Consider the following 19,751-nt stretch of genomic DNA (forward strand, 5'->3'; position numbering starts at 1 on the left):
TTTCTAGTACAATCATTCTTACTAAAATATCTATAAGAATAAGATTTATATGTTTTTTTAACAATCCATACATGCCCATCAACTTCAGAATGCAGAATTACCATAAATAATAAAAGTTCAGCGGTTTTTCTGTTTTTATTTGTAACTTAAACGAATTATACTTGGACAATTATTGTGCAATCTTTTCAAATAAATGACTTTCTTTATTTGAAAATAAGGGTGCATCTATAAACCCAAAATGATAAACTAAAATACCTAATTCCACTCTAGAATGAATACGCCATTTTTCTTTAATATGATTAATTATCGTTGAAATTCTTCTAGGGCTAATATATATCTTTTTGGAAATTTCTGCATCTGTTAATCCTTTTGCTACATAAATAGCCACTTCTAACTCTCTTTCGGTTAACATTCTTTTCATAAAATAAGCTCCTTCGAAATTATTCATATAAAAATCAAAAGAAACTATTATTTGAAATAAAGCTGAAAAATCATATCCAATACTCTTTATTCCCTTTAATTGTAATAATTTCTCTCATTTTAATACAAGTTTGTAAAAGAAACTATAAATCAATATAATTAGTAATTGTAACTATATTAATTTTACATCACATTAAAAGTTGGAAAATATTCTTATACTCATAAATTGTTACATTTGAGGGGGAGAAATGGAATTCTATAATCTCGGTATTATTATTAAAGAACTTAGAAAGAAAAAAAATATATCACAATCTGAACTATGTCGGGGAATATGTTCACAAAGTCAGATTAGTAAGATAGAAAAAGGTATTATTTATCCATCTAGCATATTGTTGTATCAATTATCTGAAAGACTTGGTGTTGATCCGAATTATATATTTGCGCTAACTCAAAATAAAAAATTAAAATATGTAGAAAACGTAAAATATGTAATAAGAGATTGCATAAAACAAAAACAATATGAAGAACTTTATGAAATAGTGAAAAAAGAGAAAAACGAAAATAATTTCGAGTCAAAAGAAAATAAACAATTTCTACTATGGCATGAAGCAATTGCTATATTTATGGTGAACAGATCAACAAAAACTGCTTTAAATCTTTTAAATCATGCATTAAAACTAACTGTAACCAATGCTGATTTTTTATCAGAAAGAGAAATAGATATTATGCATACAATGGCAGTAATCTATGCGGAAAATGGAGAATATGAAAAAAGTATAGGCATATTAAAGAAATGTTTAAGTAATTTTAATAAGATAGAATTTCCTAGAAATAAAGAAATTAAATTAAGAATTATTTATAACTTAACAAAATGTTTACATCTTACATATGAACATGTAGAAGCAATAAAGTATAGTGATATAGGTATTAAATTAGCCATTAATATAAATAGTTTATACTTATTAGGGGAACTAAATTTCGAAAAAGGTTCAAATTTATTAGAACTTCAGCAATCTAGTGAAGATGGTTTTAACTATATTAATAAGGCTTTATTTATTTTTGAACTAACAGAAAGAAAACAATATATTAAGATAATCAAGGATAAATATTTTAAAAACCAGAAATAAACATGAGAAAGCTTTAATATGAGCTATTCCTTATTGGAATTTCCTGTTAAAATAAGTGCTGTAATACGAACTATTCCTTATTGCTGTTTATTGCTAAAATAAGTCCTGTAATAGTAGATAAAAATAAAGGGTGACATTTTATGAAATCAAGAGGGAGTACTCGTAAAGCAGATAGTATGGGGCGTATTGTTATTCCAATGGAAATAAGACGGAGTTTAGGAATTGTAGAAAAAGATGCGCTAGAAATGTTTGTGGAAGATGATCAGATTATTTTGCGGAAATATCAATCTTCACAAGCTTGTGCAATTACAGGTGATATTTCAGATAAGAATATTTCGTTAGCGAATGGGAAGATTATTGTAAGTCCAGAGGGAACAGAACTGTTAATAAAGAAGTTACAGCAATATCTTTTAAAATAAAAGATAAGTAAGAACTTTAAAATAAAATATACTTGTAAAGAAGGTCCTCTATCATTCAGGGGACTTTTTTTATTGCAAAGACAGGTTGTTTAATTGTTATAAATAAAATAGAGGGGAATAGCTGGTCCAATGAAATGCGAATTATCCTAAAAGTAGTCTGACTATTTTTTATAAAAAATCCTAACTATTTACATTTTTTGGTTTCGTGTTATATTTTTACTGTTAGTATGAAGAAAATTCTGATTTCGATTTTTGGAAAGTTTTAGAAAATGAATTAGATTTTTAAATTAAATATGCTAATTCAAGGGGAATTCGTTGGAGAAATGTAACTAAGAGGAAATCTCGTATCATTCACGTTTAGTATCTGTAAATTGGTGGTTCTAATAGTTCTGACGAAAAGCAAAGGAGCAAAAAAGAAGTGGGTAGTTCATTTAACAGGAGATATGGTGTAGAAAAATAAAATAACGGAGGTTTTATAATGAATAAAGGAATACTGCAGATTACGGAAATTGAAGAAATTACTATTCCTAATGTATTAAAGGATAAAATCAAGAATCTGATAGACAATGAATTAAAAACTCATAATCCTTATACTTGTGATCAAGAAATAGCTGCAAGCTTTTCAAAAGAGTGGCTCATTTGTTTGATTGACTATTCAAAGAAAACTCCGAATTCAGATGTAAAAAAACTACTTCATATGATAAAAGAAGCGAATTGTGGTGGAAACGTACCGCCTATCCTTATTAAAAATATTCCGTGTGATCCTATGGAAACCCTATTACCTGGAGAAAATCGCAAAGGCTTTAATTATGGTGAAAACGAACACGATAGAATGAAAAAATATTTTTATGCTGAATGGGTCACATGGCTTTTTGCCACACTTTTTAATTATGATGCTTTGATTCATCCGTCCGAACATGCAGGGAAAAATAGATTTCATCTCATTTCTCCTTTAAACAATGATGAAGTTTTGCGAAATGTCGGTGCAAGCACTGGTGGCGGAAACTTTTATCAACATAACGATGCCACAGTGTATACAGATATGAAAGATCAATTGCATATTGAAGCTAGATTGAAATCGTTCAATACGAATTTAGAGATTGTATCGAATAGACTTAATAAATCCGTCGAACTAATAGTTTCTGAAATTACTTGCGGCAAATTTACTAGGGTTGATGCTCTTTTATTAAAAGGAGTGTTAAATTTAAAAACCAATACTCATATTGGAACGCCAAAATTACTTCAAAAGCATCTTGAAGAAAATCATTTCAGTAAAGGTGATATATTGGCGATAAGTAAAATGCCTATTGCTCATATCGCAGGAATGGCGGATGGTGAAATATCTGGATTTGTAGGGGAAATAAACCAAATTATATTTTTGGATGATAAAGGTGATATTATTGCAACTTGTTTGAATGGAGCAGAAAATAGATTGATTTATGTGGGGGGAAGTGAAGAAGAAAAGTTGAAATTCGACGTGTTTTTGGAACTGTTACGAACAATGCCTACTTATAAAGTTCCGCTTACATCTGAAGATTTATTGATTATGCCAAATTCATACTATGGTAAGCAAACGAATGTAACTCATGGTAGAGAAAGGTTATCGGAGGAAGAATATAAAATTCCGATTGGTGATAATAAGTATGGACGTAGAATTGTTTGCAGGCAATACGTTTCCAGCCGATTACGCGATCAGAAAGAGAGTTACTTTACAGATATCATAAACTAGTTTAAAGAGAGGAGGGAGAATGGGAAGGTTTGGGCTATAATAGCTCAAACCTTCCCATTCCCTTTATATGGATTTTGCTATTGAATTACTCATATTATTATTTTTAGTAGCTATTTTAGCAGGATGGATAGATACAATTGCTGGGGGCGGTGGTATGATAACTATCCCAGTAATGTTATTAGTAGGTATGTCTCCTTCTGTAGCGATAGCAACTAATAAATTACAAGGGAGTAGCGGAACCCTCATGGCAACTGTGATTTTTATTAAGAAGAAAGAAATTAATCTCAAAGAAATGCGTTTGTCCATCTTAATGACCTTTTTTGGATCTATTTTGGGTGGATGGCTTATTTTACAGATACGAGCAGAATATTTAATCATGATATTACCTTTCTTACTTATTATTATTGGTCTTTATTTTCTATTATCTCCAAATATAGCAAACGAAGATCGACCGAGAAAAATAAGTATGTTGTTATTTGCGTTAACAGTGGCTCCATTCCTTGGATTTTATGATGGTTTCTTCGGCCCAGGAACAGGTAGCTTAATTGCTTTAGCGTTCATTCTTTTATGTGGATATAGTGCTACAAGAGCAACTGCAAATGCTAAGATTTTGAATTTTACTAGTAATTTCGCTGCTTTGTTATATTTTATTATTTTTGGCCAAATTGATTGGACAATTGGGCTGATTATGATGCTTGGTCAAATTATAGGGTCATATATTGGGGCAAAGATGGTGCTTACAAAAGGGACGTCATTAATACGACCAATAGTGGTTATTGTTTGCTTTGTCATGGCAATTAAAATTTTTTTACAAAATATGAACTAAATGTAATCAATATATTATTTGTATCAAAGTCAGAGTGTTTTAATGTTCTTATTACAGTATTACGCTGTTTAAGATGTGTTCAAAATTAAACAATTTGACTAGTGTAATGTATTGCTGTATGCTTTTTTTAGTATAAAAGAAAGGCTTGAAGATAATGATTCGTCGTTTGAAAAAGTTTAAAAATGTAGCTGTCGTATTAAGCTTCTAAGTAAATTATTAAATCTACCATACTTAGAAGCGAGGAATGTAATTATGAAGCATCCATTATATAATCATTGGTCTGAAACGAAGTATTTAAAAGATATAGTAACAAATCCACTTATTGAAGTAGGAGAGTACTCCTATTATTCAGGATATTATGGCGATCAAAATTTTGAAGATGGTTGCGTTAGATATTTATGGGGCGATGCTAAGTCTCGAGTACTTTTCAATCCAATTGAACAGATGGGTTGGCAACTTGATAAACTCATTATTGGAAATTATGTTTGTATTGCAAGTGGAGTTGTCATTTTAATGGGTGGGAATCATAATCATCACCCTGAATGGATTACAGTTTATCCATTCATTGAGCAAATAGAACAATCATATGAACCGAAGGGTGATACAGTCATTAAAAGCGATGCCTGGATTGGTATGAATGCTATTATAATGCCTGGCGTTACTATTGGTGAAGGTGCAATTATTGCAGCTGGATCTGTCGTATGTAAAGATGTTCCACCTTATACAATAGTAGGTGGAAATCCTGCTAAGGAAATAAAGAAACGGTTCACTGATACAGAAATTAATATGCTAATGGAAATGCGTTGGTTTGATTGGGATAGAGAATTGATTGAGAAGGCAATTCCTCTTTTATCTAGTCCAGCCATTGAACCATTGTTTGCTTTTTATAAAAATGAAGTGAAAAATAAATAAATCAGCTAGAAAAACTACATTCAATATAGGATGTAGTTTTTTTCTTATTTAGTATGAGTCTAGCAAATAGCTGCATTGAATAAGTAAAAACCTTGATAGCTAATAAACGAATGCTAAGCTACCAGTGTGTCTCGATATTTAATCGGAACACACTGTTTTTTTGTAAACATGGAACAAATGTATTACTTACACTGTCTATTAAGTGTAATCCTAAAAAATATGAAAGTACGGATCATTTTGAAAAATACGAAGGTATTAAAAAGAGGGATGTGTGTGGGAATACGAAGTGTCATTGTCCTAAAAGGGTTTGATGAGATGGTCTATATGAAAGTTATCCTAACGTCTTATATGTATATAGAATTTGATAACACTGTCTATTTTTTGAGGATTATGTTAGAAGAACGTTTTTTGAGTACAAAGATATTGGAGGTAACAGAAGTGAAAGGTATGTTTTGCAAGAGATTTATTGCAATAGTAACAGTGCTTGCACTATTTTGTAGCATTGTTGTTACATCTGGAAGAGCATCAGCGGAAACAGTTCCTGCTATAGATGTTGAAGCAGGATCAGCAATTTTAATAGAGGAAAATTCCGGAAAAATTTTATATCAAAAAAATGCAGATGAATCATTGGCAATTGCTAGTATGACAAAAATGATGAGCGAATACTTAGTGCATGAAGCGGTAGCTAAAGGAAAACTTAAATGGGATCAAAAAGTTAAAATCTCTGAATATGCACATAAGATTTCGCAAGATCGTTCATTATCAAACGTTCCATTAGAAAATGGTGGCTCTTATACGGTAAAAGAGTTATATGAGGCAATGGCAATTTACTCTGCAAATGGTGCAACAATTGCTTTAGTTGAAGAGATTGCTGGTAAAGAAGTCAATTTTGTAAAAATGATGAACGATAAGTCAAAAGAGTTTGGAATGAAAGATTATAAATTTGTAAACTCTACAGGCTTAACAAATCAAGATTTAAAAGGATATCACCCAGAAGGGACAACTCTAGACGAGAAAAATAAAATGTCTGCAAGGGATTGTGCAATTTTAGCACAACGTCTTATTCAAGATTTCCCCCAAATATTAAATACAGCAAAAATTCCTAAAAAAACATTCCAAGAGGGTGGTAAATATCCAATTGATATGGCGAACTTTAATTGGATGTTAAAAGGTTTAATTAAGCAATATGAAGGTGTAGATGGTTTGAAAACAGGAACGACTCCAGAAGCGGGAGATTGTTTCACTGGTACAGTAGAAAGAAATGGTATGCGCCTAATTTCTGTAGTGATAAAAGCAAAATCTCATACGGCACGTTTTGATGAAACAAAGAAATTATACGATTATGGATTTGCGAATTTTGAAGTGAAGAATGTCTACGGAAAAGATGCAGTAGTAAAAGGACATGAAACAGTTCGAGTAGCAAATGCAAAAGATAAAGATGTAGTAGTTCAAACGAAGCAAGCTGTTGCACTTCCAATGCCGAAGGGCAACAATGACGTTTATAAAAAAGAATTTAAAGTATCGAATAAAGAACAAGAAGCGCCTATTAAAAAAGGTGTAACAATTAGTAAAATGATTATCTCGCCTAAAGATAATATAGATCCTGGGTTCTTATCAGGTAAATCATTACAAATAGACCTTGTAACAAAATCTGATGTAGAACAAGCAAATTGGTTTACACGTTTTATGCGCCAAATCGGATCTTTCTTTAGCGGTATGTGGGATAGTGCGGTTGATATAGTAAAAAGCTAACTTTATAGGATAAAACTAAATAGTAATCTGGAACAAAAAGTTTCAAAGTACTATAGATTCTTATGAGGGTAGCTTGGAATGGAAGATTGTATTAATTCTCAAATTTGGTTCTGCGGAACTTTTCGTATTGCAATTAAGCTAAAATAAATTTGTATCCATATAATCAAAAAACGCTATTCTTTTTGTAGAAATATACAGGAAGGATGGCGTTTATTATGAATATTTAGATTCAAAGGGTTCTGATGCAAGGTTAGTTTAATAAAGTTACCTGATGAAAGAACATTCATTATTCCATCAGGTGAAAATAAAAATTGATACCTGGTACTTATTTCTGTTATTAAATTTTATAAAAATTTAATAAAATCTTTTCTTTCTATTAAATATTTTGTTTTAAATTAATTATATAAAGAAATGGAGGCTAGAAAATAGATGCATAGATTGAGTTTGTACTGCTTATATTAGAGATTTAAAGAAAGAATATGTACGATTCTCCCACTACACTAGTATAGTGGCCTTTATTAACAGCAAAATTTACAATTTACAAGGAGAATATTTTATGAGTAAGAGAATAAAAGAATTAGATTCCATACGAGGGTTAGCGGCACTTACAGTGGTATTTGGACATTTTTGTTTAATGCTACCATCGTTGCCTAATTCTATTAAATTTTCCCCGCTTAGGTTTTTATGGGCGGGTGGAGAAGCGGTAATCGTTTTTTATGTACTGAGTGGTTTTGTGTTATCTATGGCACTTTATCATTCAAAAACAAATTATTGGGGATATTTAATTAAGCGATTTGTAAGAATTTATATTCCTTACTATTTTTGGATAATCATTACCTTTGCGTTATTTATTTTGTTTTCCCTGTATGAGGTGGCAGGACTACGGGATTGGTTCTATGATAGGTGGCAAGGGTCTATAACAAAAATAGATATTATAAACCACATTGTGCTTCTTAATAACTTTTTTACGGAAAATTACAATCCAGTTATTTGGTCATTGGCTCAAGAAATGCGTATATCGATTGTATTTCCTTTGTTATTCCTTCTTTTTTATAAACTGAGTTGGAAGAAAACGATATTAATTGCTTTGAGCTTTTCTTTAATTAGTGTTTTCCTTAATATGTTGCATATTGGGAAAGCAGAGGGATTTTATAATGGTTATGCCGATACACTGCATTTCACATCTATGTTTATGGTTGGAATGTTACTTTTTAAGTATCAGGAAAAGCTTATTTACTTATATCAAAATATGAAAAAATATAAAAAAGGATTTCTTATTGCATTAGGGATTATTCTATATTTATATTCCATTTTAATTTATGGTTTTTCCCGTAATGATACTACTTTCTTATTCAAAGATTGGGGTGTCGTAATGGGGGTTAGTATATTTATTATAATGGCTATGAGTAACCTAAAAATAAAAGCATTTTTAAATAAGAGTGTATTTGTATATTTAGGAGAAATTTCATACAGTATCTATTTGTGTCATTTTCCAATCATGATGGTACTATTTAAACTTTTGTATACAAAGATACCTATTTTTTTCCTTCTCACTTTGTGCATTATAATGACACTACTTTTTTCTATAGTTTCGTATCATTTAATCGAAAAGAAATGTATCAACTGGGCAAAACAAAGAACAACAAATTTTTTGAAAAAAGTATAATTCCTAGAGAGATTTTATTTCTTTAGTAAATATACGAATATGACTGATTCCTAAGTATACTTAGGAATCGGTCAATTTTGGATTCTAAATGTAAATATAGTAAAGTGGAATATAATTGAAAACGAAAACCACTTAGAAATAACAATTACGGTGTGAGCTATTGTATAGTATAGATATGGTTAATAATAAAGGGGGAATACATATGTGGAAGCGATTTGTAGCAATTGGTGATAGTTTTACAGAGGGGATAGGGGATGGAGTTGAGGGAATAGCATTAAAAAGCTGGGTAGATCATTTTGTTCAACTGTGTGAAAACGATATAGAATATGCTAATTTTGCAAAGCGTGGGTTAGTAACTGAAGAAATTCGCTCGCAGCAATTGGAAAAGGCATTAACTTTTAATCCAGATTTGGTTAGTCTCATTGCAGGTGCAAATGATGTTTTAAAAGGACGTTGGAATCATGATGCATATAAGAACGATATGGAATTTATGATAGACACATTAAGTAAAACAGGCGCTGATATTATGATAGCAAACCTTCCAGATTTTACTGTTAGGCTTCCATTTCCTTCTGAAAAAAAACAAGTATTAAAAGAACAATTATTAGAGGCAAATGAAGTTATACTTTCACTGAGTAGAGAGTATAAGCTTCATCATGTTGACTTTTGGAATCATCATTTAGTTAATGACAATACGCTTTGGTCTACGGATTTCATTCATCCAAACTCAAAAGGATATGTAAAAGTTGCTGAATTGATTTTTAGTAGTTTGCATGTACATGACTCTTCTAAATAAGCTATAGAATGAACTATGATGATACCGTCAGAAATCCCTGTCGCATACAGCGCAGGGGTTTTTAATGAGAAAAAGAAGGATGTAGGGCACCTATAAATTATACTTACCCGCATTAACGGGCAGTAAGACCCCCACCTCAAAATTCAGCGGAAGCAAAGAAGTTAGGTGGGGGTCGGGCTGCCCGTAAAAGCCCGATTGGTGAAGGCTAATAATCAGTGAGGGATGAACAAAACCCCCACTGATTAACGTTTCACTTTATTGTTTATATTTTTATTATTCTCTGCTAAGGAATCCTTGCTATAAGGATTCCTTTTTTGAATGCAGTTTAACAATAAAGTTAATTCTTTTTGCAAATGTGGAACTATTTCATTACTTACACTGTCTATTAAGCGATAAAACATTTTTTATTTAATATTTTAAGAAAGGAATAATCATTTTTAACTAAGGGAGAAGATTGAATTGAAAAAATTATGGATGCTGTTTTTTATTTGTTTCGCAGTTATGTTAGTAGGGTGTAATAAAAACGAACCGCCAAAACAGGCGTTTGAAGAATATATTAATTTATGGAATGATAAAAAATTTGCAAATATGTATGAACATTTATCAGAACATGCAAAAAAGACGATCTCTAAAAAGGATTTCACCGAGAAATATGAAAAAATCTATGAAGGTATTGGAGTTCAGAATTTAAAAATTAAAACGAAAGGAGAGAATACGAAAGATAAAGAACGTTTTCTTTTTGAAGTTAAAATGGATACGGATGGAGGAACAGTTTCATTCATCCATGAAGCAGAACTTGTGAAAGAAAAGGAATCTTGGAAAATAGATTGGACGCCAGACTTCATTTTCCCAGGTATGAAAAAAGATTACAAAGTACGTATGCAAATAGAACAAGGAAAACGCGGAGAAATATATGATCGAAATGGAAAAGGGCTTGCAACGAATGGTAAAGCGTCTGAGGTTGGAATTATTCCAGAGAAACTAGGTGAAACTGCAGCGCAAACGAAAGAAATAGTAGCACAATTACTTGATATGTCTATAGAAGAGATCGATCAGAAGCTCGCAGCGAAATGGATAAAACCAGACTCCTTTGTACCAATTGGTATTTTAAAAGAGGGAACGAGACAGAATGATTATATTGAATTAGAAGGAGTTTCATCTCGCCCAGTAAATATTCGTACGTATCCATTAGGAGAAGCAGCGGCACACTTAACAGGATATATAGGAAAGGTGAATGCAGAGGAGTTAAAATCGCTTCAAAAAAAAGGTTATCAAGCAGATGATTTAGTGGGTAAGACTGGTTTAGAGAAAGTATTAGAGAATAAATTGCGTGGTGAAAAGGGTGGACGCGTATTTATGGAAGATGAGAACGGGAAAGAGATTAAAAACGTAGCAAAAAAAGAAGCAAAAGAAGGGGAAAATGTTACGTTAACAATTGATGCTGCAATTCAAGAAAAAATCTTTAATGAGATGAAAAATGAAGCAGGATCTAGTGCAGCGGTCAATCCTAAAACAGGTGAAACAATCGCACTTGTAAGTAGTCCTGCTTATAATCCAAATATAATAGTTAGAGGAGCGTCAAAAGCCCAAAGAGAAGCATGGAATAACGACTCTAAACTGCCAATGATGAATCGCTTCACAAAAGCATTTGTACCAGGTTCTGTATTTAAAACGATTACAGGTGCAATTGGTTTGGAAACGAAAACTATAAATCCTAAAGAAGAATTTAAAATTCAAGGATTAAAATGGACAAAAGATTCATCGTGGGGAAATTATTATATAACACGTGTGAAGGAAGCTAGTCCAATTGATTTTGATAAGGCAATGAAGTACTCTGATAATATTTATTTTGCTCAACAAGCTTTGAAAATGGGGAAAGTTCAGTATGTAAGTGAATTTAAGAAATACGGATTTCATGAAAAATTACCAATCGAATACGAATTTCCTATTTCAACAATTACAAAAGATGGGATAAAAAACGATATTCAACTAGCAGACACGGGATATGGACAAGGACAAGTATTAATGACGCCACTTCATTTAGCATTAACATATGCACCGATTGTGAATGAAGGGAATATTCCGTCGCCTCATCTGTTAAAAGAAGCAAAAGTAGCGGGGAATTGGAAAGAAAATGTGCTTTCTAAAAAGAATCAAGAGATAGTAAAGAGCGCGTTAATAAAAGTCATTAATGACCCTGACGGTGCTGGGAGAATTGCAAAGGTTGATGGTGTAACTCTTGCTGGTAAAACCGGTACAGCGGAACTGAAGGAGTCGAAAGAAGCAGACGGAAAAGAACTTGGATGGTTTGCAGCGTTTGATGCAAATGCACCAGACATGATTGTTACCATGATGATTGAAGACGTAAAAGGAAGAGGAGGGAGTAATGTTCCCGGCGAAAAAGTAAAACATATTTTTCAGAAATAACACTTAAGTATAAGGTGAAATCTATTACTACATTTATTATATGTATGCTTAACTCAAAGGTATAAATGGGGCAAAACAAAGAACAATTAAGTTTCAAAAAAAGCATTCTCCCTAATTGAGAATGCTTTTTCTATGTTAATGTGGCTCTAGAAAGTTGATAGCGCATCATTTTCATTGTTTGCAAGTACGGGCTGATTGGTAGTTTGCCCTAAATACTGATTTAAAACTAGAGGATTCAGTCGGAAGTGCAAGTCTGATTGGGACAGGTACTAATACAGCTGGTGATAAAAAACTTATTCATTTTTATTTTCATATTTGAAATCTTGGTATTGTTAATAGTAAATATAAGAGAAGAACAAATTGAAATAGACAAACGAGGGTGATTTTAAACTTTAATAAAAGAGTTATTTAGAAAAAAATAAATAGAGCACACCAATAAGTATGCTCTAAGAAAAAATAGGTGATACAAATCGAGTGTTGCGTGAAATTTAAAAAATCATAATCAGATTTTTACGAGTAAATTTTTAACATTGTATGCATTACTTGTTTTTTAGAGCCTGTCATAAAAAAGAATGTAAAGGTGATTGAGTAATGAAATGTATTGCATACCTTTACATTTTTCAGGAGAATTCTTCTATCAAAAAAAGATAAACAATGGAACAAATGAAACTTGTATCATGTCTATATATTGAAACCATATTAAAAGTGAGGGAAGTTTTATGTTTATTCAAATAAGTTTGAGGTGTGGAAATGGAACAGAAGTTTATTGAAAAATGTAATCATGATGAGCTTGACTATGTTATTAAAGACTATTGGCAAGATGTATGGAATTATTCATTTATTATTACGAAAGATCCACACTTATCAGATGACATCACACAAGATGTCTTTATAAAGGTTTTTAAACATTGGCATTCATTTCGAAAGGAGTCATCTATTAAAACGTGGATATTAAAAATTACAAGAAATACAGCAATAAACTATTTGAAATCCTCTTATTTTAAAAGGATATCTTTAGTGGGTTTTTTTAGTGACGATAAGCAGTCTGCCTCGGCAGAACAAGAGTTTTTTAAGCAAGAGGAACTAAATGAAGTGTGGGAAGTTGTATTAAAACTACCTAAAAAACACCGTGAAATACTAATATTGGACGCGAAATATGAATTATCTTATGAAGAAATGGCTGAAACATTAGGTGTATCAATTGGAACAGTCAAATCTAGATTAAGTCGAGCGAGAAGTAAAGTTTCAAAACTAATAGGGGAGGGTAGTAGTGATGAACAGTAAAAAAAGTCCTGACTGGTATAGTAAATTGAAAAAAGGCCCAATGGAGCATCGGAAAGATGAAGAAGAATTTATTTATAAAATAAAGCAATCGGTATATCAAAATAGTGAAGTAGATTCTGTAACAAATAAGAGACCATTTCGTAAAAAAGCATTGCCTGTTGCAATTGTTTTGGTTTGTACTATGTTATTTTTTATTGTTCAACAACCTTGGCTTGATGACAATAAATCACCGGTACAAAGTAGTACTCAAATTAAGCCGAAAACAAAAGATGAGTCTGCTCAAGATCCATCATTAAAACAATTTATGAATGATTTATATCAAAGCACAAATTCAAAAAATGAAAATGATTTGTATAGAGCATTCAATGATGAAGTTCTATTTAAAGGGAAGAGTTATAAAAAGGATGAATTGAAGTTTGATGAAGACATTTTTCATGAGTTGCAAGTCGCTCTTACAATGGGGGGAGAATTTGCAAATGATACAAAAAAAGTATACAAAGTACCAAGTGGATTGACAGAAAGTAACCAACCAAAGCAAGCGCATTTTATATATGCAACGGTTACTGGAAATAAAACAAAAATTTTAGCTGAACCAAAACGAGAATCACAAGTTTTATATGAAGTATCTAATGAAATGGTAAAAGCTTGGATTCCAGAAAAAGTGCAAAATGATGGATATATAAAAATATCGACAATTAACGGCAATACTGGATATGTGCAAAAAGAGTATGTTTTAACTGATATTAAGTATTCATTTATGTTCGAAAAGAATGATAATGGTGAATGGAAAATAATAAATATAGATTCTATTTGGTAAAAGAGGAAGGTTCACTTTAATGAACCTTCCTCTTTATTATTATTTTCTTTTTGAAGTGTATGCCAAGACGCTAAAATTTCTGATGTCACGAGAGCAGCGATGTTTTTTTCTGAATTACTACCAGGAATAACGACAGAAATGGCGATTTGTGGATCTTCAGTAGGAGCATATGCAATGAAAAGAGAATGATTTATCATTTTTTCTTGCTCATTCGGAAAACCTGTAATACCCGTTTTACCTGCGACATGAAAGGGTAAGTTTTTAATCTCCTCTATATTTTGACTCATTCCGCCTTGCACGACACTCCAAAACTTCATAGGATAACGATTTGAGCTTTCTAAAATTGGATTAAACTTTTTTGTTTCCTTACCGTCTGGACTCATAATAGCACTTACGATTTGAGGTTTATATTTATCACCTTTACTCGCCAAAGTTGCTGCATATTGAGCGAGTTGAAGAGGGGTATGCACTTCATTTCCTCCCCAAGAGGCATTTAATAAAGCGGAGATTCCATTTTCAAACTTATTAGATGGATGGAATTCATATTGTCCGTCTTCTTCAAAGGGTAAATCAATCCCGGTTTTAGAACGTAGGCCGAATTGCATTAAATAATCTGTCCATATATGTGCCACTTTTTCTATATTCCCATTATTTTGGTTGAATAAGGGCAGAGCTACTTTTGCTGTCATAAATGTATTAGATGAATTAATGATAGCCTGCCTCGGTGTAATTTCACCTGTTGGCGTTCCAGGTGCATTCGTAATGTTATTTTGATTATCATACTGAAAAGTACCCTTATCTAAATAAGTATCTTCAGGTTGAAAAAGCTTTTCGTTTAATCCAATTAAAATAGTAAGAGGCTTTATAGTAGAGGCCATATTTACATAAGATTCACCGTACTTTAATTTTTGAATTGCTTTATTTTGCGAAAGTGATTTAATGTTTTCATTTTTAGATGATACATGTGTATGTAATGTATTTGGATTAAAAACTGCCGAGTTGGCCATAGTTAAAATTGCGCCAGTTTTTACATCGGTTACTACAACATAACCAGCTTTAGCAGCAGGTGTTTTCTTAATTTGAGATCTTAATGCTTCTTCTGTTTTTTGCTGCAATTCAGTGTCTAAAGCTAGCTGGACATCTTTTCCTTTTTGTACTTTTTGAATGTTCCATAAGAACTTTTTATTATTCATTTTAAAAATCAGAGTTTTTCCGGGTTTTCCTTTTAAATCATTTTCATATTGAAGCTCAATCCCACTTTTCCCAACAGGTCCATACTTAGAATTAAGGTCATTTTTTACATACCCAATTAGCTGTGAACCAATTTCGTGTTTAGGATAATATCGAATCCATTCATCTTTAATTATTACATTATCGGGTTTGTTCTTGTTTATGAATGTAAGTTCACTCTCATTTATGTCAGAGTATAACGGTATATCATTCATAGTCTGCTTTTTACAAGATTGTTGTAAGTGTGATTTTACGTCCTCTGCAGAAATGTCATGTTGAAACTCGTTTGAAAATTGATTAAAAAAAGCTAATGTGTTTGATGTATCTTGATTTGATAGCTTTTCATCATTAGAAGTGCAATATAGAGACTTAACTTTCTTATTTGTAGCTAGTATTACACCATTTTGATCAAAAATTTTTCCTCTTTCAGCTGAAGAAGTTGCGATAGTAATTGAAATGAAGTTGATTTTTACTAAAAGTAGTAAAATCAAACCTACAATAGAAAGAACCGCAAAAAATCTCCATCTTTTTGTATGTAACATATAACCCTCCCTTATGTAGCCTATTTCATCTTATAGTTAATTATTTTTTTTGTAAATGTGGAACAATTTTATTATTTAGGTTGTCTATTAAGTATTACAGCATGAAGAAAGGAATAATTAGTATGAAAAGTTACTAGCAAGTCTATGTGTAAGCTTAATATGAGTCATTATACAGTTTAGCATTTCTAATGCAAGTGATAAAAAAAGATAGAAAACAGGAAAGGAGATGTATCAATTACGCGGCTAAACGAAAGGGACTTGACGCTTACAAGGATGTATAAAAAAAGATAAGGCACTATTTATAACTGAATGGTGGTTTCTAATATATAGGGAACGTATTTATTTACTAAGTATTAGTGAGGAGTTCCGGAAGAATTATATGGAGGGTTTATGAAAAAACAAAAAGAAAAGAAGCTGCAGACATATATATCTATACGATTGAATATAATGTTCCTTTGCATATTTCTACTATTCTCAGCCATTATTATGCAGCTAGGAAAAGTACAAATCGTTGAGGGAGAGGCTTATAAGAACCAAGTGGAAAGCAGTCAAAATGAAACAACTAGTATACCCGTTCCACGTGGACAAATTCTAGATCGAGAAGGGAAAGCAGTCGTTAATAATAAATCTCTTCGCACAATTACGTATACAAGGGTGAAGGGGATTACGAGTGAAGATATTTTAAAAACAGCAAAAGACTTGGCGAAAGTACTTGAAATGCCTGAACAAGATATAAGTAAGTTAACCGAAATCGATAAAAAAGATTTCTGGATGCAGTTGAATAAGAAACGTGCAGAGACAAAGATTACTAAAAAAGATATAGAAAAGTTTAAAGAAAAGAAGGGAATAGAGGGAAAAGAGTTAGATAAAAAAATTGATGACTTAAGACGAAGTCGCGTTACAGAAGTAGAATTGGCAGAATTAACAGCACAAGATTTAAAAGTGTTAGCTATTAAAAGTAAAATGAGTTCAGGTTATCAACTGACACCACAAATTATTAAAAAAGATGTAACAGATGAAGAGTATGCACGGATAAGTGAAAAGCTTGTGGAGTTCCCAGGAGTAGATGCAACGGTTGATTGGGAACGTAATTACGTAAATGGTAATTTATTTCGTTCCGTGTTAGGTAATATTACAAGCAGTGAAGAAGGATTACCGAAAGAAAACTTAGATTCTTATTTGGTACGTGGATATAACCGTAATGATCGTGTAGGAAAAAGTTATATTGAACAACGATATGAAGATGTATTACACGGTACAAAAGAAGAAGTGAAAAACATTACTGATAAATCAGGAAATATTGTTAGCACAGAAATAATCTCTAAAGGAAAAAGTGGTAATAGTTTAACATTAACGATTGATATGGAATTACAAAAGAAAGTGGAAGAAAGTATAGAGAAAAATTTGAGGGCTTTTAAGAGTTCAGAGCCACTGCTAGATCGAGCTTTTGTCGTCATGACGAATCCAAATAACGGACAGATTTTATCTATGGCAGGCAAAAAGATTGTAGAAAAAGAAGGGAAAATGGAGATTGAGGATTTGGCATTAGGTAACATGACAACTTCGTATGAGCTAGGATCAGCTGTAAAAGGTGCTACTTTATTAACTGGATATGAGACAGGGGCAATACAGCCAGGAGATCAATTTTATGATGCACCGATGAAATTTAAAGGTACACAAGCTAAGAAATCGTGGAATGTATCTGGATTTGGTAATGTAAATGATTTAAGAGCTTTACAAGTATCTTCGAATGTATACATGTTCCAAACGGCCTTGCAAATCGCAGGGGTTAATTACGTACCAAATGGTACATTGGATATTAAACAAGAAGCATTTGATACGATGCGCTATTATTTTAAACAATTTGGTTTAGGTGTCCCAACAGGTATTGATTTACCGAATGAAATAACTGGACAAACGAGAACAGTAGATAGTCAACCAGGTTTTTTACTAGATTTTTCTATCGGTCAGTATGATACGTATACGCCATTGCAATTGGCACAATATATTTCAACGATTGCGAATGGCGGTTATAGAATGCAACCTCAAATTGTACAAGAAATACGAGAACAATCAATAAAAGAAGAAGAGGTTGGCAAAGTTATACGCTCTATAGAGCCTGTCGTATTAAATCGAGTTGATATGAGGACAGAACATATTGATCGGATAAAAGAGGGGTTTAGATGGGTATTCCAAGAAGGTGATGGAACTGGTGTGAAACATTTCAAAAATGCTCCATATAAACCAGCAGGAAAGACAGGAACAGCTCAAACTGTATATGGTGGAGATGATCCAATTGGTAGAAATGCAAAAGGAGAACGTATGGAATGTTACAATTTAACGTTAGTTGGATATGCTCCATATGATAATCCAGAAGTAGCATTTTCTATAGTAGTCCCATGGCTTCATGATGATAAAAGTGGAATTAATTCTATAATTGGAAAGGAAGTTTTAGATGTATACTTTGATTTAAAAAAGCAACGTATACATGGTGGAGATACTAATACAGATAGTTCAAATCAAAATTAGTAAAATTTGTGTACTTTTCTCAGGGGAAGAGACCCTGTTTATATAAAAGTCTTTATAAGTTAAAGGAAGATTTGAAATAAGAGATGGCAACTATCACAGTTGTCATCTCTTACTTTTGTTAATATTTTGGCTACTAATAAAAAAGGTTTTAAATTTATGGAACAAACTTGTTTCTTAGATTGTCAATTATGTGTACGTATAAAAACAGGTGTTCAAATTGGATACAGTGTATTGAATTTACTACTTGTTTTTAGTATTGAAAATTTGAAAGGAATGATGATTTTGAAAAACAAAAGGATGCTAAAAATAGGAATATGCGTTGGTATATTAGGTTTAAGTCTTACAAGCCTAGAAGCTTTTACAGGAGGGTCACTGCAAGTTGAAGCGAAAGAAAAGAATGGACAAGTGAAACATAAAAATCAGGCGACGCATAAAGAGTTCTCTCAACTTGAGAAAAAATTTGATGCTCGATTAGGTGTATATGCGATTGATACTGGTACAAATCAAACAATCTCTTATCGACATAACGAAAGATTTGCCTTCGCATCAACCTACAAGGCTTTAGCCGCAGGAGTATTACTACAGCAAAACTCAATTGATACATTAAATGAAGTCATTAAATTTACGAAAGAAGACTTAGTTGAATATTCACCTGTTACAGAGAAACATGTAGATACTGGAATGACACTAGGAGAAATTGCTGAGGCTGCTGTTCGTTCAAGTGATAATACTGCAGGGAACATTCTATTTAATAAAATAGGCGGACCTAAAGGATATGAAAAAGCGCTTAGACAGATCGGGGATCGGGTTACTATGTCTGATCGCTTTGAAACAGAATTAAACGAAGCTATTCCAGGAGACATTCGTGACACTAGTACAGCGAAAGCAATTGCTACGAATCTTAAAGCTTTTACAGTCGGAAATGCGCTTCCAGATCATAAACGTAAAGTTCTTACAGAGTGGATGAAAGGAAATGCTACAGGAGACAAACTTATTCGTGCAGGCATGCCAACTGATTGGATAGTTGGGGATAAATCAGGAGCTGGAAGTTACGGGACACGAAATGATATTGCTATCGTATGGCCACCAAATAGAGCACCTATTATCATCGCAATTTTATCTAGTAAAGATGAGAAAGAGGCTACCTATGATAATCAACTCATTGCAGAGGCAACTGGGGTTATAGTTAAGGCTCTTAGGTAATAGTATTTTAGTTTTCGCATTTTTAACATGAAAGTATTAAAAGTATAACGTTAGAAAACGACTTTTTTCGTG

The 19,751-nt window shown here is 32.2% G+C and carries 15 protein-coding genes; 13 read left to right on the forward strand and 2 right to left on the reverse strand.

Annotation, left to right across the window (positions count from 1 at the left end; genetic code table 11):
- Positions 1–169 precede the first annotated feature (169 nt).
- Positions 170–421, reverse strand: coding sequence for a response regulator transcription factor (locus ACS2MN_RS02825; RefSeq protein ID WP_000827556.1), 252 nt, complete (start codon positions 419–421; stop codon positions 170–172).
- Between the two features lie 247 nt (positions 422–668).
- On the opposite strand from ACS2MN_RS02825, the gene ACS2MN_RS02830 reads away from it, so the two are divergent.
- The 11 genes from ACS2MN_RS02830 (at position 669) to ACS2MN_RS02880 (ending at position 14,175) form a co-directional block, all read left to right on the forward strand.
- Positions 669–1,547, forward strand: coding sequence for a helix-turn-helix domain-containing protein (locus ACS2MN_RS02830; protein ID WP_000397971.1), 879 nt, complete (start codon positions 669–671; stop codon positions 1,545–1,547).
- Positions 1,548–1,687: 140 nt separating this feature from the next.
- Positions 1,688–1,966, forward strand: coding sequence for an AbrB/MazE/SpoVT family DNA-binding domain-containing protein (locus ACS2MN_RS02835; protein ID WP_000842219.1), 279 nt, complete (start codon positions 1,688–1,690; stop codon positions 1,964–1,966).
- A gap of 478 nt (positions 1,967–2,444) precedes the next feature.
- Complete coding sequence (locus ACS2MN_RS02840) at positions 2,445–3,695, forward strand: hypothetical protein (RefSeq protein WP_346994194.1); 1,251 nt, start codon at positions 2,445–2,447, stop codon at positions 3,693–3,695.
- 67 nt (positions 3,696–3,762) lie between these two features.
- On the forward strand, positions 3,763–4,521 hold the full coding sequence (locus ACS2MN_RS02845) for a TSUP family transporter (protein WP_000344823.1): 759 nt from the start codon (positions 3,763–3,765) through the stop codon (positions 4,519–4,521).
- A 252-nt stretch (positions 4,522–4,773) separates the two neighbouring features.
- Positions 4,774–5,433 (forward strand): CatB-related O-acetyltransferase, encoded by a 660-nt coding sequence (locus ACS2MN_RS02850; protein WP_000682551.1) that lies wholly within the window; start codon positions 4,774–4,776, stop codon positions 5,431–5,433.
- A 438-nt stretch (positions 5,434–5,871) separates the two neighbouring features.
- Positions 5,872–7,185: a D-alanyl-D-alanine carboxypeptidase family protein gene (locus ACS2MN_RS02855; RefSeq protein WP_346994325.1), complete on the forward strand. Its 1,314-nt coding sequence runs from the start codon at positions 5,872–5,874 to the stop codon at positions 7,183–7,185.
- 556 nt (positions 7,186–7,741) lie between these two features.
- A complete protein-coding gene (locus ACS2MN_RS02860) occupies positions 7,742–8,851 on the forward strand; it encodes an acyltransferase family protein (RefSeq protein WP_346994193.1) in 1,110 nt (369 codons plus the stop codon).
- Positions 8,852–9,026: 175 nt separating this feature from the next.
- The gene (locus ACS2MN_RS02865; protein ID WP_438894666.1) at positions 9,027–9,647 is read left to right on the forward strand and encodes an SGNH/GDSL hydrolase family protein; all 621 of its coding nucleotides are present in this window, start codon (positions 9,027–9,029) and stop codon (positions 9,645–9,647) included.
- A gap of 459 nt (positions 9,648–10,106) precedes the next feature.
- Positions 10,107–12,074, forward strand: coding sequence for a penicillin-binding transpeptidase domain-containing protein (locus tag ACS2MN_RS02870; RefSeq protein ID WP_346994192.1), 1,968 nt, complete (start codon positions 10,107–10,109; stop codon positions 12,072–12,074).
- Between the two features lie 750 nt (positions 12,075–12,824).
- Positions 12,825–13,358, forward strand: coding sequence for an RNA polymerase sigma factor (locus ACS2MN_RS02875; RefSeq protein ID WP_000435491.1), 534 nt, complete (start codon positions 12,825–12,827; stop codon positions 13,356–13,358).
- A complete protein-coding gene (locus tag ACS2MN_RS02880; RefSeq protein WP_001086157.1) occupies positions 13,348–14,175 on the forward strand; it encodes an SH3 domain-containing protein in 828 nt (275 codons plus the stop codon). The genes ACS2MN_RS02875 and ACS2MN_RS02880 overlap by 11 nt, the downstream gene beginning before the upstream one ends.
- An 11-nt stretch (positions 14,176–14,186) precedes the next feature.
- Here the strand turns inward: ACS2MN_RS02880 and ACS2MN_RS02885 are convergent, their stop codons facing one another.
- Entirely contained in the window at positions 14,187–15,947 is a 1,761-nt protein-coding gene (locus ACS2MN_RS02885; protein WP_346994191.1) for a peptidoglycan D,D-transpeptidase FtsI family protein, read from the reverse strand.
- 390 nt (positions 15,948–16,337) lie between these two features.
- On the opposite strand from ACS2MN_RS02885, the gene ACS2MN_RS02890 reads away from it, so the two are divergent.
- Together ACS2MN_RS02890 and bla are read left to right on the forward strand one after the other, a co-directional pair.
- On the forward strand, positions 16,338–18,476 hold the full coding sequence (locus tag ACS2MN_RS02890; protein ID WP_000744254.1) for a peptidoglycan D,D-transpeptidase FtsI family protein: 2,139 nt from the start codon (positions 16,338–16,340) through the stop codon (positions 18,474–18,476).
- 276 nt (positions 18,477–18,752) lie between these two features.
- The gene (bla, locus tag ACS2MN_RS02895) at positions 18,753–19,679 is read left to right on the forward strand and encodes a class A beta-lactamase Bla1 (RefSeq protein WP_346994323.1); all 927 of its coding nucleotides are present in this window, start codon (positions 18,753–18,755) and stop codon (positions 19,677–19,679) included.
- The last annotated feature ends 72 nt before the right edge of the window (positions 19,680–19,751 follow it).

Origin of the sequence: Bacillus cereus group sp. BceL062 (genome assembly GCF_051780025.1) — a bacterium.
Taxonomy (GTDB): Bacteria; Bacillota; Bacilli; order Bacillales; family Bacillaceae_G; genus Bacillus_A; species Bacillus_A toyonensis.